Source organism: Dactylosporangium sp. NPDC048998, assembly GCF_043197855.1.
Lineage (GTDB): Bacteria > Actinomycetota > Actinomycetes > Mycobacteriales > Micromonosporaceae > Dactylosporangium.
The window spans coordinates 178,826-199,137 of record NZ_JBICTV010000002.1 but is presented as its reverse complement, the minus strand read 5'-3'; the positions used below and the strand labels follow the sequence as shown (position 1 = coordinate 199,137).

The following is a 20,312-nucleotide window of genomic DNA, read 5'->3' as shown; positions in this document are numbered from 1 at the left end:
TTAGGGGATCTCGCGGTAGATGTCGCGGGCGTAGTCGGCGACGGCCGCCCGCGTCACCGTGGCCTCGATCGGCAGGGACTCCAGGCAGCGGCGCAGGGTCTCGGTGAGCAGCGGGCGCGGGACGCGCATGGACACGGTGGAGTGGGGGATCCACTCGCCGGGGGTGTACAGCGGCAGCGACTCGATGCCGGCCCCGTCCAGCAGGCGCCACACCCGGGCCTGGTGCTCGACCAGCTCCGGGGTCGGGGCCGGTCCGAGGAAGACCACGCGGCCGACGAAGACGCCCGTGTACTGGAAGTTGATCCGCAGCGGCTCCGCCACCCGGATGCCGGCGAGCGTCTCGGCCACCGCCTCAGGGTCCAGCCGCCGGGCCACGGCCAGCGTCACGTGCGGGCGGTGCCGGCCGTCGTGCGGGGTGCGCAGCGACTGCACGCCTATCTCCTCCAGCTGGTCCCACAGCACGCGGATGCGGCGGGAGGCGCGCTCGTCGAGGTACATCTCGACCGACGCGACCATCAGCCGGCCTTCTGGCAGCGCGGGCACCAGTAGGCATTGCGCGCGTTGAGCACGGCGGTGCGCACGGGGCTGGTGCACACCAGGCACGGCTGGCCGGTACGCCGGTAGACGTAGACCTCGCCGCCGTGCCGGTCGACGCGCGGCGCCCGGCCCATCGCCTCCGGCATGTGTGCACTGTGGACGGTGTCGATCCGGCCCTCGGCGACGCCGGCGCGCATGAGGGTGCGCAGGTCCTGCCAGATGGCCAGCCAGCGACGACGGCTCAGCTTCGTGCCGGGGGTCGTCGGCGGCAGCCCGGCCCGGAACAGCGCCTCGGTCACGTAGATGAGCCCGGCGCCGGCGACGATCGACTGGTCCATGAGCAGCGCCATGAGCGGGCGGCCCGAACTCTTGATCACGCCGTACGCCCGGTCGCCGTCGCTGCCCTCGTCGAGCGGGTCGGGGCCGAGCCGGGCGTGCAGGGCCTCCAGTTGCGCGGGGTCGAGCAGCTCGCAGGCGGCGGGGCCGCGCAGGTCGAGCCAGTGCTCGTCGTCGGCCATCCGCATGCGGATCTCGCCGACCGGCGCAGGGGCGGGGCCGTCGCCGTCGCTGAACTTCCCGTACAGCCCCAGGTGGACGTGGACCGTCTCGCCGCCGGCGTAGTGGTGGAACAGGTGCTTGCCGTGGGCCGAGGTGTCCTCGAGCACGCGCCCGTCGATGCGCCGCGCGTCCGCGGCGAAGCGGCCCTGCGGGCTGGCGACGGCGACCGTGCGGCCCGCGAACAGCTTGCGGTGCCGCTCGGCGAGGCGGTGGATGGTGTGACCTTCGGGCACCCGAGCATTTATACCCGCTCCGTTCGCGGGCGCGGAGCTATGCTGGTGGCGTGAGTCGCAGCGCACTGTCCACGACGACGCCGGGCCTTCCCCGGCGGCGCTGACCGACGTTCAGCTTTGCTCCGGGGCGATGCGCTCCGGAGCTTTTTCGTGTCCTGAGTCGCGCGCTCCCGGGGTGCCAACCCATCGAGGAGTCGTCATGCAGGACCATCGCCGGCTCGGGCGCGAGCTCGAGCTGTTCCACTCCGATCCGCTCGTCGGCGCCGGGCTGCCGCTGTGGCTGCCCAGGGGCGCGGCCGCGCGCCGCGCCGTCGAGGACTATCTGATCGACCTGGAGCGCCGCAACGGATACCAGCACGTCTACTCGCCGCCGCTGGCCAAGGCCGAGATGTACTACAGATCCGGCCACCTTCCGCACTACGCCGACGACATGTTCCCGCCGATGTCGCTCGGCGCGCAGAGCGCTGACAACGCCGACAGCGCCGGCGACGCCTTCGTGCTGCGGCCGAGCCTGTGCCCGCACCACGCGGCGGTGTTCGCCGCGCGCGGGCGCTCGTACCGCGAGCTCCCGCTGCGCATCGGGGAGATAGGGGGGCAGTACCGCGCCGAGCGCTCCGGCGTGCTGGGCGGGCTTTCCCGGGTACGCGCGATATCCCTCAACGACGGGCACGTCTTCTGCGCCGAGGACCAGGTCGAGGCCGAGGTCGTGGCGGCGCTGGAGCTGATGCGGGAGGCGCACGCGGCGCTCGGCTTCGCGCCCTCCTCGTGGCGGCTGTCGCTGCGCGGTGAGGGAAACAAGTACGTCGATGACCCGCCGATGTGGAAGCGCGCGACCGAGGTGCTGCGTCGCGCGCTGGAGTCGGTCGGCGTGCCGTACGAGGAGGCGCCCGGCGAGGCCGCGTTCTACGGCCCGAAGATCGACATCCAGCTGCTCGACCACGCCGGCCGGGAGAGCACCCTCGCGACCGTCCAGGTGGACTACTTCCAACCGGCCCGGTTCGATCTGTCCTATGTGGACGCGGACGGCTCGCGGAAGCGGCCGGTCATGGTGCACCGCAGCGCGGCCGGGAGCATGGAGCGGCTGTTCGCCTACCTCATCGAGGTGCACGACGGCGCCTTTCCGGCCTGGTTCGCGCCGGTGCAGCTGGAGGTGCTCCCGGTCGGCGAGGCCGACGTGCGCGGGTTCGCCGACCGCTGCCGGGCGCTGGGGCTGCGCGTCGAGGAGTCGTACGCCGGGAGCCTCGCCGCCCGCATCCGCGACGCCTCGGTGCGCAGGGTGCCGTTCGTGGCCGTGCTCGGCGCGAACGAGCTCGCCGCCGGCACCGTCTCGCTGCGCTCGCGCGGCGGCGCGGTCGAGGAGCTGCCGGTGCCGGACGCGCTGGACCGGCTGGCCGCCGCGTGCCGACCGCCTAAACAAGCCAGCGGGGTCGGCTCGTCAGTCCCCGTGTGAGTGTTGCTCGCATGATCGGCGCGGGGCTCGCGGTGCTCTGCCTGGCCGCGTGCTCCGCGCCGCCGTCGTACTCCTCGTCGTCGTACTCCTCGCCCGAGCCGGCCGCCCCCTCCTCGCCGGCGCCCGAACCTTCCAGCAGCCCGGCGACCCGCGGCCCCGTGACCGTGGCCGTGCCCGAGATCTCTTACCCCGCGGCCGGCGGCGGCGCCTACGAGTACGCCGCCGCCGGCGGGCCGGTCGCCGGCGCCTCCGGCTCGCTGCTGACCTACCGCATCGCCGTCGAGCGCGACATCACCGGCATCACCGCCCCCGGGTTCGCCGAGGCCGTCGAGGCGGTGTTCGCCGACCCGCGCAGCTGGCCCGGCACCGGGCAGTGGCGGCTGCGCCGGGCCGGCGACGGCGAGCGGTACGACTTCACGATCTACCTCGTCACGCCGGCGACCCGGGACCGGCTCTGCGGCAGCTCCTACGACCGGTACACCAGCTGCCGCAACGGCAACAGCGTGGTCGTGAACGTGGCCCGCTGGGTGCACGGCGTCCCGGACTACGGCGCCGACCTGGTCACCTACCGGCAGTACGTGATCAATCACGAGACCGGCCACCGGCTCTACCACGGCCACGAGCTGTGCCCCGGGCCCGGCCGCCCGGCGCCGGTGATGCAGCAGCAGACGCTCGGCCTGCACGGTTGCGTGGCCAACGCCTGGCCGATCGTCGACGGGCGGCCCTACGCGGGGCGGTCCGGGCAGTACGACGATCCGACCCCGCGGGAGACGTAAACGCTCCGGCCCCCGGCCCTCGTCTATCCCCATGGAAGCGCCGGCCGGGGGAGGGTTCGTGCAGGTCGAGTTCACCGAGTTCGTGCTCGGTCGGTCCCATGCCCTGCTGCGCTTCGCGTACCTGCTGACCGGGGACCGGCACCTGGCCGAGGACCTGACCCAGGAGGCGCTGGTGGGGGCGCACCGGCGCTGGGCGGGCATCGTCGGCGAGGAGGGGCCGGAGCCGTACGTGCGCAAGGCGATCCTGCGGCAGTACCTCTCCTGGCGCCGGCGTCGCTCGTCCGCCGAACGGCCGGTCGCCGAGCTGCCGGACGCCCTGCCCGGCGCGGTCGCCGACGACGCCGTCGGCCGGGTCGCCGAGACCGACGCGATGTGGGGGCTGCTGCGCACCCTGCCGCGGTCCCAGCGGGCCGTCATGGTCCTGCGGTACTACGAGGACCTTCCCGACGCGGAGATCGCCCGCCTGCTGGGCTGCTCCGCCTCCACCGTTCGAGTCCACGCGTTCCACGCCCTGCAGAAGCTCCGGGCGGCCCTGGTACCGGACCGGGTCGCCCCCGCGCCGGGAGGCAGAAGATGATCAGCGACGAGGACGTCGAGGAACGGCTGCGCGAGGCCCTGCGGCTGCACGCCGCCGAGGCCCCGCCCGGCGGGGCCATGCTGGCCGGCGTCGCCGCCGAGTCGGCCCGCAGGGGCCACCGGGGGCGCCTGGCGACGCTCTCCGCCGGCGCCGCGGCCCTGGTCGCGATCGGCGCGGCGGTCCCGTTCGCGCTCCGCGGCCCGGACCCGGCCCCGGCCCCGGCCGTGGTCGGGCAGCAGCCGGCGGCGTCCGCGCCGGTCCCGGTGACAGCGCTGGTGCCGGCCGCCGTGCCCGCATCGGTGATCTTCCCGTACTCCCCGCCGTCCGCGGCCGGCTACGGGACCCCGATGGTCATGCTGAGCGCGGGCCGCCCGACCCTCGTGCAGCGGCTCCCCACGGGCGCCGGCGCAACGCTGACGCTCTACGACGCCCGCCCGCCCGCGCCGACCTCGAAGGCGAGCGCCGTCCCCGCGACCGTGCACGGCCAGCCGGCGACGGTGTACTCGTGGCACTGGTCGGACGACGACCCGCAGAACCCGGACCCCGGCACGCAGCGCACGCTGGTCTGGCCGGCGGCGCCCACCGCCTGGCTGTCGCTCACCGTGCAGGGCGAGCCCGCGCCGGCCGACCTGACCGGCTACGCCGAGCGGCTCCGGCCGGGCGCGCTCAAGGCGCCGGCGCCGTTCACGTTCGGCCTCATGCCGGCCGGCTGGACCGTCGACAACATCAGCGCAGCCGCCGTGACGTTCTGCCCGCCGGGCGTGGGACCGGACCCGACCTTCGTGAACAAGATCGCCGTGCAACTGGACGATTCGCCGGGAACCGAGCCGAAGTACTCGGACGGCTCGGCCACGTCCGTGCAGGTCGGCACGCGCAGGGCCTGGCTCGTGACATCCTCGGAGGGTCAGGTGCTGCAGGTGCCGACCGACGGCGGCCGCTCGCTGCTGCTGCAGATCGGCCCGAAGGCGCTCCTGCCGCTCGACGTGCTGCTACCGTTCGCCGCGTCGATCGGCGTGACACCGGCCGCCGAGGTGAGCCGCGGCTGAGGGGCGAGCCGCCGGGGTCAGATATCGGATGATTCGGACCAGATCGCCTCGAAGCCATACATATCTGCATACGATCATGCGGTGCTGGTAGTAACGACTGAGGGCCTCCCCGGCTACGAGATCACGACCGTGCTCGGGGAGGTTCTGGGGGTGGTCGCCACCTCACGAAACCCGTTCGCCGCGGGCATCAGGTCCACGGAGGGCGGCCCGGGACAGGACATGTCCCAATTTCTGGTACAAACGAGGTCCCGGGCGGTCGGACAGATGGTCCAGGCCGCCGAACACCGCGGCGCGAACGCGATCGTCGGCATGCGCTTCGACCACCGCGACGTGACGAACACGTGGGTAGAACTGTGCGCCTACGGCACGGCAGTGGTCGCGGTCCCTCTGCATGCGAGGACAGGAGCCCACGCCGCCGCATAGAGCAATGCCGCGCCTGCGGTGTGCGTAGACCGGCCGGCACGCGTCGCGCCCCGACCTTGCCGGGGCGGACCAGCACAAGGTCTCCGCGATCATGCAGCACCCGGCACGCGGTTGGGACCTGGGCATGCGGCTCGAACCCCGGGCACTAACCCTGTTGGACGCCCGGCCCGGCGATCCCCGGCCCGGCATCCCCGAGCCCGGCACCCCCCCGGCCCCGGAGCGCGCCGCGCAGGCGGGCTACTTCAGTTCGGTGATGACCGCGCCGGCCGAGACGACCTCGCCGACCGTGGCGTTCAGGCCGGTCACGACGCCGGCCTTGTGTGCGTTGAGGGGCTGCTCCATTTTCATGGCCTCCAGGACGACGATGAGGTCGCCCTCGGTCACGGTGTCGCCCTCGGCGACGGCGATCTTCACGATCGTGCCCTGCATCGGGCTGGTCAGGGCGTCGCCGCCGGCGCCGGCCGCGTGCTTCTTCGCGGCCGAGCGCTTGCGCGGGCTGGCCTGGGCGGGGGAGCCGGCGGCGCCGGAGAAGCCGACGGTGGACAGGCCCGCGGGCAGGGTGACCTCGAGGCGCTTGCCGGCGACCTCGACCACGATCGTGTCGCGGCCGGCCGGCTCCTCGGCGGGCTCGGCCGGGGCGGTGAAGGCCGGCACGTCGTTGGCCCACTCGGTCTCGATCCAGCGGGTGTGCACGCGGAACGGCTCGTCGGTGAAGGCCGGGTCGCGCAGCACCTTGCGGTGGAACGGCAGCGCGGTGGCCATGCCCTCCACGATCATCTCGTCGAGGGCCCGCCGGGCGCGCTCGATGGCCTGCTCGCGGGTCTCGCCGAAGACGATCACCTTGGCCAGCAGGGAGTCGAAGTTGCCGCCGATGACGCTGCCCGCCTCGATGCCGGTGTCGACCCGCACGCCGGGGCCGGTGGGCAGGGTGAGCGCGGTGACCGTGCCGGGCGCGGGCAGGAAGTTGCGGCCCGGGTCCTCGCCGTTGATGCGGAACTCGATCGCGTGCCCGCGCGGCGCGGGGTCGGCGTCGAAGCGCAGCTTCTCGCCGTCGGCGACACGGAACTGCTCGCGCACCAGGTCGATGCCGGCGGTCTCCTCGCTGACCGGGTGCTCGACCTGCAGCCGCGTGTTGACCTCGAGGAAGGAGATGGTGCCGTCGTTGCCGACGAGATACTCGACGGTGCCGGCGCCGTGGTAGCCCGCCTCCCGGCAGATGGCCTTGGCCGACTCGTGGATCTGCGCGCGCTGGGCGTCGGTGAGGAACGGCGCGGGCGCCTCCTCGACGAGCTTCTGGTGGCGCCGCTGCAGGGAGCAGTCGCGGGTGCCGACCACGATCACGTTGCCGTGCTGGTCGGCGAGGACCTGGGCCTCGACGTGGCGGGGCTGGTCGAGATAGCGCTCGGCGAAGCACTCGCCGCGCCCGAACGCGGCCACGGCCTCGCGGGTGGCCGACTCGAACAGCGCCGGGATCTCCTCCAGGGTGCGGGCGACCTTCAGGCCGCGCCCGCCGCCGCCGAAGGCCGCCTTGATGGCGACCGGCAGGCCGTAGGTCTCGGCGAACGCGATGATCTCGGCGGCGTCGGCGACCGGCTCGGGCGTGCCCGGCACCAGCGGCGCGCCGGCGCGCTGGGCGATGTGCCGCGCGGTCACCTTGTCGCCGAGGTCGCGGATGGCCTGCGGGCCCGGGCCGATCCAGGTGAGGCCGGCGTCGATCACCGCCTGGGCGAAGTCGGCGTTTTCCGACAGGAAGCCGTAACCGGGGTGCACCGCGTCGGCCCCGGCCTTGGTCGCGGCGTCGATGAGCTTGTCGATGCGCAGATAGGACTCGGCTGCGGTGTCGCCGCCGAGGGCATAGGCCTCGTCGGCCAGGCGCGCGTGCAGTGCGTCGCGATCGGAGTCCGCATAGACGGCCACGCTGCTCAGACCGGCGTCGCGACAGGCACGGATGACGCGGACCGCGATCTCGCCCCGGTTGGCGATGAGTACCTTACGCACTGAACGCTCCCTTGGTCTTCCCCTCCGGCGCAGTCTAAGCCCAGGGTCCGACACTTTCCGTTGCCAACAAAATCACTACCGGGCGTTAGTCAAGTTTTCCTATTACGCTTATATCGTGTCCACAACGCGCCTGATGATCCTCGGCCTCGTGTCGTACCTCCAGCCGGTCCACGGATACGACATCCGCAAGGAGCTGGCCAGCTGGAACGTCGAGAGCTGGGCCAACGTCCAGCCGGGGTCGATCTACCACGCCCTGCGCAAGATGACCGAGGAGGGCCTGCTCGAGGAGGTCTCGACCGAGCAGGTCAACAACCGGCCCGCCCGCACCGTCTACCAGCTCACCCCGTCGGGCGCGGCGGAGTACCAGGCGCTGCTGCGCAGGTACTGGTGGGACTACCAGGAGCCGCAGGACCCGTTCCTGGCCGCGTTCGCGTTCCTGCCGCACCTGCCGCGCGCGGAGGCGATCGGTGCGCTGCGCGCCCGGGCCCGGCTGCTCGAGGGCTGGAACGCGGCCTATCGCGACAATGTCGAGGAGTGGACCGAGCACAAGCCGCCGCACGTCGGCTGGCAGTTCGAGCTCACCATGCTGCGCTGTGAGGCGGAGGCCCGCTGGTGCCACGACATCGCCGCGCGCATCGAGGCCGGCGAGGGCATGCACGTCAACGAGCAGCCGGAGGGGACGATGGCCGACGAGTGGCGCAAGGCGATCCGGGCCGAGTACGGCGAGCCCACCGACGAAGACGAGTAGTACGCGACATATTCAAGCTTGACCCATCAAACTATATCGCGTTATGGTCTCCCCGCGAACACACAGACAGGGAGACCGACATGATCGAGACGAGGGGACTGCGGAAGTCGTTCCGCTCCCGCGCCGGTCGCGAGACGAAGGTCGTCGAGGCTGTCCGGGGTGTCGACCTCTCCGTCAAGGAGGGGGAGATCTTCGGGTTTCTCGGGCCGAACGGCGCCGGCAAGACCACCACGCTGCGCATGCTCGCCACGCTCATCACCCCCGACGGCGGCGAGGCCCACATCGCCGGCGCCGACCTGCTCAAGGACCCGGGCGAGGTGCGGCGGCGGATCGGCTACGTCGCGCAGGGCGGCAGCACCTGGGACGAGAGCACCGCGCGCGAGGAACTGGTCCTCCAGGCGCGCTACTACGGCATCTCGAAGTCCGAGGCGCAGCGCCGCGCGGCGAGGGCGCTCGACGCGTTCCAGTTGACCGAGTACGCGGACCGCCGCTGCAAGACCTACTCGGGCGGCCAGCGCCGCCGCGTCGACATCGCGCTCGGCATCATCCACGAGCCGAGGATCGTCTTCCTCGACGAGCCGACCACCGGGCTCGACCCGCAGAGCCGCGCCCACATGTGGGACGAGGTGCGCCGCCTGCGCGACGAGGGCATGACGGTCTTCATCACCACGCACTACCTCGACGAGGCCGACGCGCTCTGCGACCGCATCGCGATCATGGACCACGGTGAGATCGTCACCGAGGGGACCGTCGACGCGCTCAAGCGCGAGGTCGCCGGCGATGTGGTCACGGTCGGCGTGAACGGCAGCTCCGAGATCGCCGCCGGCCTGCTGACCAACCAGGACTACGTGCGCAAGATCGAGCGCGTCGGGGGCCGGCTGCGCCTCTACGTCACCGACGGCGCCACCGCCATCCCGCACGTTCTGCGGCTGCTCGACCACGCCGGCGTGACACTCGGCGAGATGGAGCTGCACCGCCCGAGCCTCGACGACGTGTTCCTCACCAAGACCGGCCGTTCCCTGAGGGAGAGCTGACCGATGAAATTCCTCCGTGACACCTGGCTGGTCTTCCAGCGGCAGATGCAGCTGATGCTGCGCAACCCGGTCTGGCTGATCGTCGGGATCATCCAGCCGCTGTTCTACCTGCTGCTCTTCGCCCCGCTGCTCAAGCCGGCCCTGGGCGTGAGCTCCAACGCCGACGCGTACAAGCTCTTCGTCCCCGGCCTGCTCGTGCTGCTGGCGATGTTCGGCTCGCTGTTCACCGGCTTCGGCCTGATCGCCGAGCTGCGGGCCGGCGTGATCGAGCGCAGCCGGGTCACCCCGGTGAGCCGGTTCGCCCTGCTGGTCGGCCGGTCGCTGCGCGACGTCGTGTCGCTGCTCTTCCAGGCCCTGCTCATCGTGGTCATCGCGGTCGGGTTCGGGCTCAAGGTCAACGCGCTGGACGTGCTCGGCGCGTTCGGGCTGATGGCCGTGATCTCGCTGATGCTGTCCGCGTTCTCGTACGCGATCTCGCTCAAGCTGCGCAGCGAGGACGCCCTCGCCCCGCTGCTCAACACGATCTCGCAGCCCCTGCTGCTGACGGCCGGCATCCTGCTGCCGATGACCTTCGCGCCGAAGTGGCTGAAGACCGTCGCCAACTGGAACCCCTTCTCGTGGGCCGTCGACGGGGTGCGCGCGCTCTTCGACGGCCACCCCGGCGCGGACTCGGTGTGGCAGGCCGCGGTGGTCATCGGCGGCCTGACGGTCGTCACCGTGGTGTGGGCCTCGAGGGCCTTCGCCAAGGGCGTCCGGTAACGACCGTCACACGTCACGGCCCCTTCCCGCGCGGGGAGGGGCCGTGACAGCGTGTGGCGGTGCCACGTCTGGTCCGCGACCGCCTCACCTGGGTCATGTACGTCCAATTGGCCCTGTGGGTCTACTTCCTCTACGGCTTCGGTCCGGTCGCCCCGCTGCTGCGCGACGAGCTGCACATCAGCCGCACGCTGGCCGGCCTGCACGGCACGGCCTTCGCCGTGGGCGGGATCGTCGGCGGCCTCGTGCTGCCGGCCCTGACCCGTCGCCTGGGCCGCAACCGCCTCATCTGGGCGGGCCTGAGCTGCGTCTGCGGTGCCGCGCTCGGCATGTACGCGGCGCACCACATCGCACTGACCCTGACCTTCACCACGCTGGCCAGCCTCGGCGCCGCGATGGCGGTCAACGCCATCAACGCCGCGCTCACCGATCACCACGGGACCGCCGCGCCCGCCGCGATCAGCGAGGCCAACGCCGTCGCGGCGGCCGTCGGGCTGGTCGCGCCGCTCGTGGTCGGCGCCACCTACGCCGCCGGCTGGGGCTGGCGCCTCGGGCTCGTCATCGTCGTGCTGCCGGTGGCGCTGACCGCCGTGTACGCGCGGGCGAAGGCGGTACGTCCGCCGGAGCCCGCCGGCTTCGGGCAGCCGCACGCCGGCCACCGGCCGTTGCCGGGCGCCTTCTGGCTGGCGCTGACGAGCCTGTTCGCCACCGGTTCGGTCGAGATCTGCCTGACGCTGTGGGGCAGCGACGTCCTGCGCGACCGCGTCCACGTCTCGGCCGGCGTGGCCACGGCCGCGGTGTCCGCCCTCATCGCCGGCATGGTCCTCGGGCGCTTGGCCGGCGGCCGGCTGCTGCTGGCGTTCCGCCCCACGCGGGTGCTGCTGGGCGCCCTGGCCGTCACCCTGGCCGGCTTCGCCGTCTTCTGGTCGGTGACGGTGCCGTGGCTCGCCGTGGCCGGGCTGTGCGTGTGCGGCGTGGGCATGGGCCTGCACTACCCGCTCGGCGTCGGCCTGGCCCTGGCCCACTCCGACGGCCAGCCCGACCTGGCGGCGGCGCGCGCGTCGTTCGCGGTGGGCATCGCGTTCGGGGTGGCGCCGTTCGCCCTGGGCGCGCTGGCCGACCGCGCCGGCCCGCACCAGGCGTTCCTGCTGGTGCCGCTGTTCGTCGCGGTGTCGGCGCTGGCGATCGTCCGGCTGGATCGCTCTTGGCACCGCGAACCTGGCAGGGCCGGGGCCGCCCTTGAGGCAGGCCCCGGCCCGTTGTCTGGCGGGAGCGACGGTCCGCAGGTGAAGCGGACCCGAGCCACCTAAAGGCGGCGCGCGATCGTGAGGCCGTCGGCGATCGGGACCAGGACCGACTCCACGCGCGGGTCTTCCAGGACGCGGCGGTTGAACTCGACCATCGCGACCGTGCCCGCGTCGGACGGCGAGGGGTTGACGATGTGGCCGTGCCGGAGCACGTTGTCGACCAGGATCAGGCCGCCCGGGCGCATGCGCGGCACGAGCTGCTCCCAGTAGCCGAGGTAGCCGGTCTTGTCCGCGTCGATGAACGCGAGGTCCAGGTGCGGCTCCTGCGGCAGCGCGCCGAGCGTCTCCGCGGCCGGGCCCAGGCGCAGCTCGATGCGGTCGGTCAGGCCGGCCCGGGCCCAGTAGCGCCGCGCGATGCTCGTGAACTCGTCGGACACGTCGAAGCAGGTCAGCCGGCCGCCCTCGGCCAGGCCGCGCGCGATCGCGATGGACGACAGGCCGGTGAACGTGCCGATCTCCACGGCCCGCCGGGCGCCGAGGACGCGGGTCAGCAGGGTCATGAAGGCCGCCTGCTCGGGGGCGATCTGCATCTCCGCGTCCGCGGGCAGGACGCGCGCCGTCTCCGCGATGAGGTCCCGCACGACCTCGTCGGGCTCGCTGCCGTTGGCCACCACGTAGTCGTGCAGCGCACCGGTCAGCGTCAGCGTCTCTTTGCTCATGGATCCATCCTGCCGCGCGTCCACAGCGACGTGATCGGCACGCCGAGCCGGGCCAGCAGCAGCCGAAGCGTCGGTATCGACAGGCCGACGACGTTCGTGTGGTCGCCCTCGATGCCCCGCACGAACGCGCCGCCGCGGCCGTCGATGGTGAACGCGCCGGCCACGTCGAGCGGCTCGCCCGAGGCCACGTACGCGGCGATCTCGTCGTCGTCGGGCTCGGCGAAGTGCACGGTGGTGGCTACCACCTCCTCGGCCGCCGCGCCGGTCGCGGCGTCGACCAGGCAATGGCCGGTGTACAGCACGCCGGAGCGGCCCCGCATCGCCTTCCAGCGGGCGGTCGCCTCGGCGGCCGAGGCCGGCTTGCCCAGGATCTCGCCGTCGAAGGCGAGCACCGAGTCGCAGCCGAGGACGAGCGCGTCGGTGCCGGCGGTGTCGCCCAGGGACGCGACGACCGCGCGGGCCTTCAGGCCGGCGAGCGTCCCGGCCAGCGTGGCCGCCTCGCCCGCCTCCACCGCGGACTCGTCGACGCCGCTGACGACGACCTTCGGCTCGATGCCGGCGTGTGTGAGCAGCCGCCGCCGGGCGGGGCTCGCCGAGGCGAGAATGAACGTCTTCACGCGATGGAAGGTTAGCGCCATCTCCGTACCATCGACGCCGTGCGGAAGCTCTGGGCGGAGTTCAAGGCGATCGCGGTCGGGGGCTCGGTCCTCGATCTGGCGCTCGGGTTCATCATCGGCACGGCGTTCGCGACGCTCGTCCAGTCGTTCGTGACCAACCTGTTCCTGCAGGCCGTCGCCGCCGTCGTCGCCGAGCCCGACTTCAAGGACCTGCACGTCACGATCCACCGCACGCCCATCCGGTACGGCGTGTTCCTCAACGACCTGCTGCAGTTCGTGCTGCTCGCCCTCGGGCTGTTCATGGTCATCAAGCTGATGACGCTGATCGGCGTCGAGCGGGGACGGCCGCTGGAGGTGCGCAGCTGCCCCTACTGCCTCGACCGCATCCCGGCGGGCGCGCTGACCTGCCGCTCCTGCGGTCAGCAGCTGGTCACCGATCTGCCCTCGCCGGAGGAGGCCGAGCGGCTGCAGCTGGAGCGGGAGGCGCGGCGCTGGCCGATGCTGCCGCCGATCACGATCCCGCGAAGGCGCCCCACTGGCGGCGCCGGCCCGGACGAGCGCTCTGCATCCACCGGGAGCGCGGACGCTCCCCGGGAAGCGACCCGGCCGGAGGGGTAGCGGGCGCGAGGCTGAACAGCGCGCCCACGATCGCCGCGACCTCCTCGGCGGTCGGCGTGCCGCGCACCACTTTGAACAGCGGCTCTCCGGTCACGGAACCCTCCCGCACATGTTCGCGAAACGTTGCTGTCCTGCGAGCATACGCACACCCACCGGCGCATACTCGAACGGAACGGGAGTCGATGGCGAATTTGGGGGGCGCATTGACGAACGTCCGGTTTGGCCGAGTATGCGCATTGATATCGACAGCCTTCGCTGTGGCGATCTTCGCCACCGCCGACCCGGCGGCGGCGCGGGAGGGCGAGCAGCCCGCATCCGTCTCCGCCTCGCTGCACTACCGGGTCACCTTCGTGGCCCGGGCCTGCGACAACTACCAGAGCATCATGGGCAACCGGGTCCGCGACGACCACGCCGAGAGCGCGGCGCCGACCGGGCGCGACAGCGTGTACAGGGACGGCGACGAGGTCGACCCGGCCGTCGAGGCGGCCAACGCCGGCGGGTGTGCGCCGCTGGACGGCTGGCAGTTCTCCCTCGGCGGCGGGCAGGAGAAGAAGGGCGCCCTGTCGACCGTCACCACGCCCGCGACCGGCTCCGGGCCGACCGCCGCCGCCGCGCAGCTGCTCGACCGCACCGGCCAGAAGACCGGCAAGACCATCGACGGCGCCGTCACCGTCGTGCTCACCGACGACCAGGCCAAGGCCGCCGCCCGCCACCAGCTGTGGGCGCAGGGCGGCAGCCCCGGCGACCCGCTGCTCGCCGGGGCGCAGTCCGGCAACCCCGGCTACGGCTTCGGCGCCCTGCGCTGCGCGCTGGACGGGCACTCCGGCGGCAACGTGCAGTGGATCGGTTTCCCCAGCGGCGTGCGGCACGTGTTCTGCTTCGCGTACTACGTCAGGGCCGCCCCCGCCACGGGCACGCTGATCGTGCGGGCGCGCACCACGAGGTCGCCCGGCTACCCGCAGCGGTTCGCCTTCGACGCGAGCCCCAGCTATGCGCCCGACAAGCGGGTCACGATCGACAACGCCACCGACGCGACGTTCGTGCGCAGCTCCGGCGGCCAGCCCGGCACGATCGTCTCCCACACCCCGGCCGGCTGGAACCTCGCCGACCTCGGCTGCGCCAAGAACGGCGCCGGGCGCAGCCTCATCGCCACCGACGTGCCGACCGGCCAGGCCACCGTCACGGTGGCCCCCGGCGAGATCGTCACGTGCACGTTCACCTACACGCCGCCGCCCGCGCCGCCCGGGCTGACCCTCCGGCTGTACTCCGACAGCCCCGGCAGCGCCTTCGGCCTCTCCGTCGCCGACCCGTCCGGCGGCGCACCGCGGCAGCTGAGCGTCACGCCGACCGGCGACGGCTCGGCGGCGGTCGCGACCGGCGCCGACCTCGGCGCGCTGCCGCCGGGCGCCTACCCGGTGACGCTCACCGCCCCGGCCGGCGAGACCGCGCTGTGGAGCCTGGCCGGCGTGAGCTGCGGCGACCAGGAGCTCAAGCCCGACGGGACGGCCGTGACGGTGAACGTGACCACCGACGCGCCCACCGACTGCGCCCTGCGGGTCAGCCGCAAGGCCGGCTCGCTCGAGCTGCGCGGGGTCACCGTCGGCGGCACCGGCGCCGCGTCCTTCGCCGTCACGCCGCGCGCCCAGGGCGTGGCCGGCTGGTCCGGCGTCGCGACCACGACCGCGCCCGGTGTCACCGCGGTGGCCCAGGGTGACGTGCCCAAGTCACTGCCGTTCGGCGAATACCTGGTCACTCCGGTCCCGCCCATCTCCACCGCGGACGGCGGCTGGCGGCTGAGCTCGTTCGCGTGCGACCCGGGGGAGTCCCAGGACATGCCGAACCTGGGAGCGGACGTCGTACCCCTGGCCGCCGCGAACGCCGCCGCCAAGTGCACGGCGACGTACATCTTCGAGCCCGCCCGGCAGCTGCAGGTAACCCTCCGCTTCGCCGGCAACGTCGACGGCCGGGCCGGCGCCGTGGTGCTCGACGTCGACTGCGAGGACGGCTCGACCGGCCGGGCGGTGCTCGGCGACAGCGACAACGGCGAGGCCTCGCTGCCCGCCCCGCTGGGCTTCCTGAGCCCGACGAGGTGCACGATTCAGCGGCCCCAGGCGCCGGCGACCAAGAATGCCGAAGTCTCGATCGCCGCGAACGTGGACCCCAACCCCGGCAGCGCCCAGCTCGCGATCCCCGGCGTGGTCCAGATCGGGGCCGACAACGCGGCCGACGCCCAGGAGTACACGGTCATCGTCACGGTCACGTTCGACACCGGCGAGGCTACCCCGACGCAGCAGAAGGTCCTCGATACGTTCCGGGTCCTCCCGGTCGCCCTGATCGGGGCCGGTCTGGTCGGAATCGGCGTGGTCATCCTGTTGGTCATGGTCCTTCGGTCGCGTGTGGACTGAGCCCCGATCTTCACCGGAACCGGGGTTTTTCCGGGGTGCGCGGGTTGGGTAACTTTCTTGGTGATGACGCAGCCCAGGGCACTGATCGCCGAGCGATACCGACTGATCGAGTCGCTCGGCGCCGGTGGCATGGGCCGGGTGTGGCTGGCCCGCGACGAGGTGCTGCGCCGCGACGTGGCCATCAAGGAGGTCATCCCGCCGGCGAGCCTGACCCCGGACGAGCGCGACGAGCTGCGGATGCGCACCCTGCGCGAGGCGCGCGCGGCGGCCCGGCTCAACGACGCCAACGTCGTGCGCATCTACGACGTCGTGCACACCGAGCAGGCGCCGTGGATCGTGATGGAGTACGTCCCGTCGCGCTCGTTGCACCAGGTGATCGCCGAGGACGGGCCGCTGCCGCCGGAGCGGGTCGCGCAGATCGGTCTCGCCGTGCTGGCCGCGCTCAAGGCCGCGCACGGGGCCGGGGTGCTGCACCGCGACGTCAAGCCCGGCAACGTCCTGCTCGCCGACACCGGCCGGGTCGTGCTGACCGACTTCGGGCTGGCCGTGTTCGAGGGCGGCGACGGCGCCGTCACGCGGCCCGGGCTCATTCTCGGCTCGCCGCAGTACATTTCGCCGGAGCGGGCCCGGGAGGGCACCTCCGGCCCGGAGTCCGACATGTGGTCGCTGGGCGCCACGTTGTACGCCGCGGTCGAGGGCCGGTCGCCGTATGCGCGCTCGACGACGTACGCCACCCTGACCGCCCTGGCCACCGAGGAGCCCGACCCGCCGTCTCGCGCCGGCGTGCTCAAGCCCGTGCTCGGCGCGCTGCTGCGCAAGGATCCGCGGGCCCGCGCGGGCGTCGCCGAGACCGAGCGGCTGCTGCAGCGCGCCGCCGCCGGCGAGGGGCGCGGCTGGCCGTGGGGCATGCCGGCGCTGCCCCGCCCGCGCCGCTCCCGCGAGGGCCAGCCGGGCGCGTCCCGCGGCTCGTCCGGCAGTGCGCTGCGCGGGTACTCCCGCGGCTCCGCCCACTCCGGCGGCGCCTCGGGCGGGCGGCCGGATGCGGCGCGCCCGCCGGAGGAGCGGGAGGCCGCCGCGGTCGAGGCGATCGCGCCGGTCTCCGCCGCGCCGGGCGCCGCGTCCGACATGTCGCCCGAGCCGATCACCGTCTTCCAGGGCGCGCCGAGCATCACCTACCCGGGCCGGGCGAAGGGCAGCGCCGCGGTGCCGCCGGGCTCGGACGACCCGCCCGTCGTCGCGCTGAACTCGACCGACGACGACCTCGACCGGACCGTCCCGCGGCACCAGCGCTGGCGCTGGGTCGCCGCCGGCGTGGCGATCCTGGCGCTCGTGGTCGCCGCCGCGCTGTACTTCACCGACTCCGGCGACGGCACCGGCCAGGGCGCCGCCCCGCCGCAGACCACGGGCGCCCCGGCGCAGGCGGCCCCCGCCTCGCCATCGGCAAGCACGACCCCGTCACCGGTGGTCGAGGGCTCCAGCGGCGGCGCGGCCGTCCAGCTGCCGGAGGGCTACGAGTGGGTGACCGACCCGAAGTACGGCTGGCGGGTCGGCCTGCCGGCAGGCTGGATTCGCACCCCGCACCCGACGTCGGACTCGATGGTCTACTTCGTGAACAACACCGATTCGCGGATGCGCGTAGGCTTCGACACGTCGGACCACCCGCCGCAGGGCGACCCGAAGCAGGACTGGGAAAAGCAGGAGCGCGGCCGGCTGAACAGCCGCATGTATGCGAACTACCAGCGCATCAAGATCGCCGACGTCGACGGCTACCTCGGCGACTGCGCCGACTGGCAGTGGTTCTACGACAGCTCCCAGGGCCACATGCGCGTGTCCAACCTGGGCTGCCGTGTGCGCCCCAACCTGGGCCAGGCGATCTACTGGGAGTGCCCGGCGGACATGTGGAACTCCCCGCCGGTCCAGCAGATCTACAACATCATCAGGGCCTCGTTCCAGCCCCGCCCCGCCTGACGGGTGGTGCTACAGCGGGATGTTGCCATGCTTCTTCGGGGGCAGGGTCTCGCGCTTGGTGCGCAGCAGGCGCAGCGCCCGGACGATCTCGATCCGCGTGGTCGACGGGGGGATGACGCCGTCGACGTAGCCGCGCTCGGCCGCCACGTACGGGTTGGCCAGCGTGTCCTCGTACTGCTGAATCAGCTCCGCGCGCCGGGTGGCCGGGTCCTGGGCGTTGCGCAGCTCCTGGCGGTACAGGATGTTGACCGCGCCCTGGGCGCCCATCACCGCGATCTGCGCCGTCGGCCAGGCGAAGTTGAGGTCGGCGCCGAGGTGCTTGGAGCCCATGACGTCGTACGCGCCGCCGTAGGCCTTGCGGGTGATGACCGTGACCTTCGGTACCGTCGCCTCGGCATAAGCGAAGATCAACTTTGCGCCGCGGCGGATGATGCCGTCCCACTCCTGGCTGGCGCCGGGCAGGAAACCGGGCACGTCGACGAACGTCAGGATCGGGATGTTGAACGCGTCGCAGGTGCGCACGAACCGGGCCGCCTTCTCCGAGGCGTCGATGTCCAGGCAGCCGGCGAAGTGCATCGGCTGGTTGGCCACGACCCCGACCGGGTGGCCCTCGACGCGGCCGAAGCCCACGACGATGTTCTGCGCGAACAACGGCTGGACCTCGAGAAAGTCCTCGACGATCCCCTCGATGACCGTTTTGATGTCGTACGGCTGGTTCGCCGAGTCCGGGATGACGGAGTCGAGCGCCAGGTCCTCCTCGGTGACCTCCAGCGGCGCCGGGGCGGGCACGACGGGCGCGTCGTCCATGTTGTTGGACGGCAGGTAGGACAGCAGCGCGCGCACGTAGTCGATCGCGTCGTCCTCGTCGGCGGCGAGGTAGTGGGCGTTGCCCGACTTGGTGTTGTGCGTGCGCGCCCCGCCGAGCTCCTCGAACTCGATGTCCTCGCCGGTGACGGTCTTGATCACGTCCGGGCCGGTGATGAACATGTGCGAGGTCTTGTCGACCATGACGGTGAAGTCGGTGACGGCGGGGGAGTACACCGCGCCGCCCGCGCACGGGCCCATGATGAGCGAGATCTGCGGGATGACGCCCGAGGCGCGGACGTTGCGGAAGAAGATCTCGCCGTACAGCCCCAGGGAGACGACGCCCTCCTGGATGCGCGCGCCGCCGGAGTCGTTGATGCCGACGATCGGGCAGCCGATCTTCATCGCGAGGTCCATGACCTTGACGATCTTCTCGCCGAAGACCTCGCCGAGGCTGCCGCCGAAGACGGTGAAGTCCTGCGCGAACACGCACACCTGGCGGCCGTCGACGGTGCCGTAGCCGGTGAGGACGCCGTCGCCGTAGGGCCGGGTCTCCTCCAGGCCGAAGTTCGTGGACCGGTGCCGGGCCAGCTCGTCGAGCTCGACGAACGACCCGGGGTCGAGCAGCAGGTCGATGCGCTCGCGGGCGGTCTTCTTGCCGCGCGCGTGCTGCTTCTCCACGGCGCGGGCCGAGCCCGCGTGGACCGCCTCGTCCGTGCGGCGCACGAGATCCGCGAGTTTTCCGGCCGTCGTGTGAATGTCAGCGCCGACACCAGCCTGCTCAATGGTCACTCTCGGCATCGTAATCGCGCCGACATAGGGTCGACCTGTGAACATTTCCACCGGCGCCTCCTCGAACGCCGCGTACTCGGATCTGGACCGCCCGCCGCTGCACCAGGCCGCGCTGCGCCGCGCGCTGGTCGTCCCCGGCGGATTCTGGACCGACCTGCGCGTCGTCGACGAGACCGGCTCGACCAACGCCGATGTGGCGGCCGCGGCCCGTGACGGCGCGCCCGAGGGCCTGGTGATCGTCGCCGAGCGGCAGACCGCGGGCCGCGGCCGCCTGGGCCGGCAGTGGCAGTCCCCGGCCCGCGCCGGCCTGTCGCTGAGCCTGCTGCTGCGCCCGCAGGTGCCGCTGGCCCGGCTCGGGTGGCTGCCGCTGCTGGCCGGGGTCGCGCTGGCCGAGGCCGTGCGCCGGGTGGCCCGCATCGACGCCTACCTGAAGTGGCCCAACGACCTGCTGCTGCGGGGCGCCCGGTCCGGGTCGCCCGCGCAAAGCCAGCGAGCCGGACTGGGCGTAGACCGCAAGACCGCCGGCATCCTCGCCGAGGCGGCCGGCGACGGCGCCGTGGTCATCGGCATCGGGCTCAACACGACGCTGCGCGAGGACGAACTGCCCCGCCCGGACGCCACCTCGCTCGCGCTCGGCGGTGCGGTGAGCACCGACCGGGACCCGCTGCTGCGGGCGCTGCTGCGCGCGACCGCGGAGTGGTACGCGCGCTTCACCGAGCACAAGGGCGACCCGGAGGCGTCGGGGCTGCGCGAGGCGTACGTCTTCCACTGCGGCACCATCGGCCGCCGCGTGCGCGTCCAGCTGCCCGGCGGCGACGAACTGGAGGGCCTGGCCGCGGGCGTCGACGGTGACGGCCGGCTCCAGGTCACCGACCGGTTCGGCACCGTGCGCGCGGTCGCCGCCGGGGATGTCGTCCACGCCAAATTGGAAAAACCCGAATAGATACGGCCGGGTAGTCAATGCCGCCGGGTGGCGGCCAGGGTCTAGCCTCACCTCCGACATTCA

20 protein-coding genes are annotated in these 20,312 nt (G+C 72.7%); 13 read left to right on the top strand and 7 right to left on the bottom strand.

Translation table 11 applies throughout. The features are described 5' to 3' along the window. A complete protein-coding gene (locus tag ACGFI8_RS04940; RefSeq protein ID WP_392800121.1) occupies positions 1-516 on the bottom strand; it encodes a 2'-5' RNA ligase family protein in 516 nt (171 codons plus the stop codon). Beyond that, on the bottom strand, positions 516-1,328 hold the full coding sequence (locus tag ACGFI8_RS04935) for an Fpg/Nei family DNA glycosylase (RefSeq protein WP_392800119.1): 813 nt from the start codon (positions 1,326-1,328) through the stop codon (positions 516-518). The genes ACGFI8_RS04940 and ACGFI8_RS04935 overlap by 1 nt, the downstream gene beginning before the upstream one ends. A 199-nt stretch (positions 1,329-1,527) precedes the next feature. Here ACGFI8_RS04935 and thrS point away from each other — a divergent pair, with 199 nt between their 5' ends. From thrS to ACGFI8_RS04910, 5 genes are all read left to right on the top strand, one after another. After that, complete coding sequence (thrS, locus tag ACGFI8_RS04930) at positions 1,528-2,778, top strand: threonine--tRNA ligase (protein WP_392800116.1); 1,251 nt, start codon at positions 1,528-1,530, stop codon at positions 2,776-2,778. A gap of 11 nt (positions 2,779-2,789) precedes the next feature. Then, positions 2,790-3,554 (top strand): DUF3152 domain-containing protein, encoded by a 765-nt coding sequence (locus ACGFI8_RS04925; RefSeq protein ID WP_392800113.1) that lies wholly within the window; start codon positions 2,790-2,792, stop codon positions 3,552-3,554. Positions 3,555-3,612: 58 nt separating this feature from the next. Further along, a complete protein-coding gene (locus tag ACGFI8_RS04920) occupies positions 3,613-4,131 on the top strand; it encodes a SigE family RNA polymerase sigma factor (protein WP_392800110.1) in 519 nt (172 codons plus the stop codon). Beyond that, complete coding sequence (locus ACGFI8_RS04915; RefSeq protein WP_392800107.1) at positions 4,128-5,177, top strand: hypothetical protein; 1,050 nt, start codon at positions 4,128-4,130, stop codon at positions 5,175-5,177. The genes ACGFI8_RS04920 and ACGFI8_RS04915 overlap by 4 nt, the downstream gene beginning before the upstream one ends. Positions 5,178-5,258: 81 nt before the next feature. Further along, positions 5,259-5,600, top strand: a complete 342-nt coding sequence (locus tag ACGFI8_RS04910) for a YbjQ family protein (RefSeq protein ID WP_392800104.1) — start codon at positions 5,259-5,261, stop codon at positions 5,598-5,600. Between the two features lie 237 nt (positions 5,601-5,837). On the opposite strand, the gene ACGFI8_RS04905 is transcribed toward ACGFI8_RS04910, so the two are convergent. Beyond that, a complete protein-coding gene (locus ACGFI8_RS04905) occupies positions 5,838-7,598 on the bottom strand; it encodes an acetyl/propionyl/methylcrotonyl-CoA carboxylase subunit alpha (RefSeq protein WP_392800101.1) in 1,761 nt (586 codons plus the stop codon). A 115-nt stretch (positions 7,599-7,713) separates the two neighbouring features. Between ACGFI8_RS04905 and ACGFI8_RS04900 the strand changes: the two genes are divergently transcribed. From ACGFI8_RS04900 to ACGFI8_RS04885, 4 genes are all read left to right on the top strand, one after another. Continuing rightward, the gene (locus ACGFI8_RS04900) at positions 7,714-8,346 is read left to right on the top strand and encodes a PadR family transcriptional regulator (protein ID WP_392800099.1); all 633 of its coding nucleotides are present in this window, start codon (positions 7,714-7,716) and stop codon (positions 8,344-8,346) included. Positions 8,347-8,426: 80 nt separating this feature from the next. Continuing rightward, the gene (locus ACGFI8_RS04895; RefSeq protein WP_392800097.1) at positions 8,427-9,380 is read left to right on the top strand and encodes an ATP-binding cassette domain-containing protein; all 954 of its coding nucleotides are present in this window, start codon (positions 8,427-8,429) and stop codon (positions 9,378-9,380) included. Positions 9,381-9,383: 3 nt separating this feature from the next. Continuing rightward, positions 9,384-10,139 (top strand): ABC transporter permease, encoded by a 756-nt coding sequence (locus ACGFI8_RS04890; RefSeq protein ID WP_392800094.1) that lies wholly within the window; start codon positions 9,384-9,386, stop codon positions 10,137-10,139. Between the two features lie 59 nt (positions 10,140-10,198). Next, positions 10,199-11,446, top strand: coding sequence for an MFS transporter (locus ACGFI8_RS04885; protein ID WP_392800092.1), 1,248 nt, complete (start codon positions 10,199-10,201; stop codon positions 11,444-11,446). On the opposite strand, the gene ACGFI8_RS04880 is transcribed toward ACGFI8_RS04885, so the two are convergent. Continuing rightward, the gene (locus ACGFI8_RS04880; protein WP_392800089.1) at positions 11,443-12,102 is read right to left on the bottom strand and encodes an O-methyltransferase; all 660 of its coding nucleotides are present in this window, start codon (positions 12,100-12,102) and stop codon (positions 11,443-11,445) included. The two genes, ACGFI8_RS04885 and ACGFI8_RS04880, sit on opposite strands and share 4 nt — an antisense overlap. After that, positions 12,099-12,719 (bottom strand): Maf family protein, encoded by a 621-nt coding sequence (locus ACGFI8_RS04875; RefSeq protein WP_392800087.1) that lies wholly within the window; start codon positions 12,717-12,719, stop codon positions 12,099-12,101. Before ACGFI8_RS04875 ends, ACGFI8_RS04880 begins: the two co-directional genes overlap by 4 nt. Before the next feature lie 39 nt (positions 12,720-12,758). Here ACGFI8_RS04875 and mscL point away from each other — a divergent pair, with 39 nt between their 5' ends. Next, entirely contained in the window at positions 12,759-13,337 is a 579-nt protein-coding gene (mscL, locus tag ACGFI8_RS04870; RefSeq protein ID WP_392800085.1) for a large conductance mechanosensitive channel protein MscL, read from the top strand. On the opposite strand, the gene ACGFI8_RS04865 is transcribed toward mscL, so the two are convergent. After that, positions 13,231-13,611 carry an acyl-CoA carboxylase subunit epsilon gene (locus tag ACGFI8_RS04865; protein ID WP_392800082.1) on the bottom strand — a complete coding sequence of 127 codons (381 nt, stop codon included), beginning with the start codon at positions 13,609-13,611 and terminating at the stop codon, positions 13,231-13,233. The two genes, mscL and ACGFI8_RS04865, sit on opposite strands and share 107 nt — an antisense overlap. Between ACGFI8_RS04865 and ACGFI8_RS04860 the strand changes: the two genes are divergently transcribed. Then, positions 13,595-15,742, top strand: coding sequence for a hypothetical protein (locus tag ACGFI8_RS04860; RefSeq protein ID WP_392800080.1), 2,148 nt, complete (start codon positions 13,595-13,597; stop codon positions 15,740-15,742). The genes ACGFI8_RS04865 and ACGFI8_RS04860 overlap by 17 nt on opposite strands. A gap of 63 nt (positions 15,743-15,805) precedes the next feature. Continuing rightward, complete coding sequence (locus ACGFI8_RS04855; protein WP_392800077.1) at positions 15,806-17,710, top strand: serine/threonine-protein kinase; 1,905 nt, start codon at positions 15,806-15,808, stop codon at positions 17,708-17,710. 9 nt (positions 17,711-17,719) lie between these two features. Here the strand turns inward: ACGFI8_RS04855 and ACGFI8_RS04850 are convergent, their stop codons facing one another. Next, positions 17,720-19,315 (bottom strand): acyl-CoA carboxylase subunit beta, encoded by a 1,596-nt coding sequence (locus ACGFI8_RS04850; protein ID WP_392800075.1) that lies wholly within the window; start codon positions 19,313-19,315, stop codon positions 17,720-17,722. 34 nt (positions 19,316-19,349) lie between these two features. Here ACGFI8_RS04850 and ACGFI8_RS04845 point away from each other — a divergent pair, with 34 nt between their 5' ends. Further along, positions 19,350-20,249 carry a biotin--[acetyl-CoA-carboxylase] ligase gene (locus ACGFI8_RS04845; protein WP_392801186.1) on the top strand — a complete coding sequence of 300 codons (900 nt, stop codon included), beginning with the start codon at positions 19,350-19,352 and terminating at the stop codon, positions 20,247-20,249. Positions 20,250-20,312: the final 63 nt, after the last annotated feature.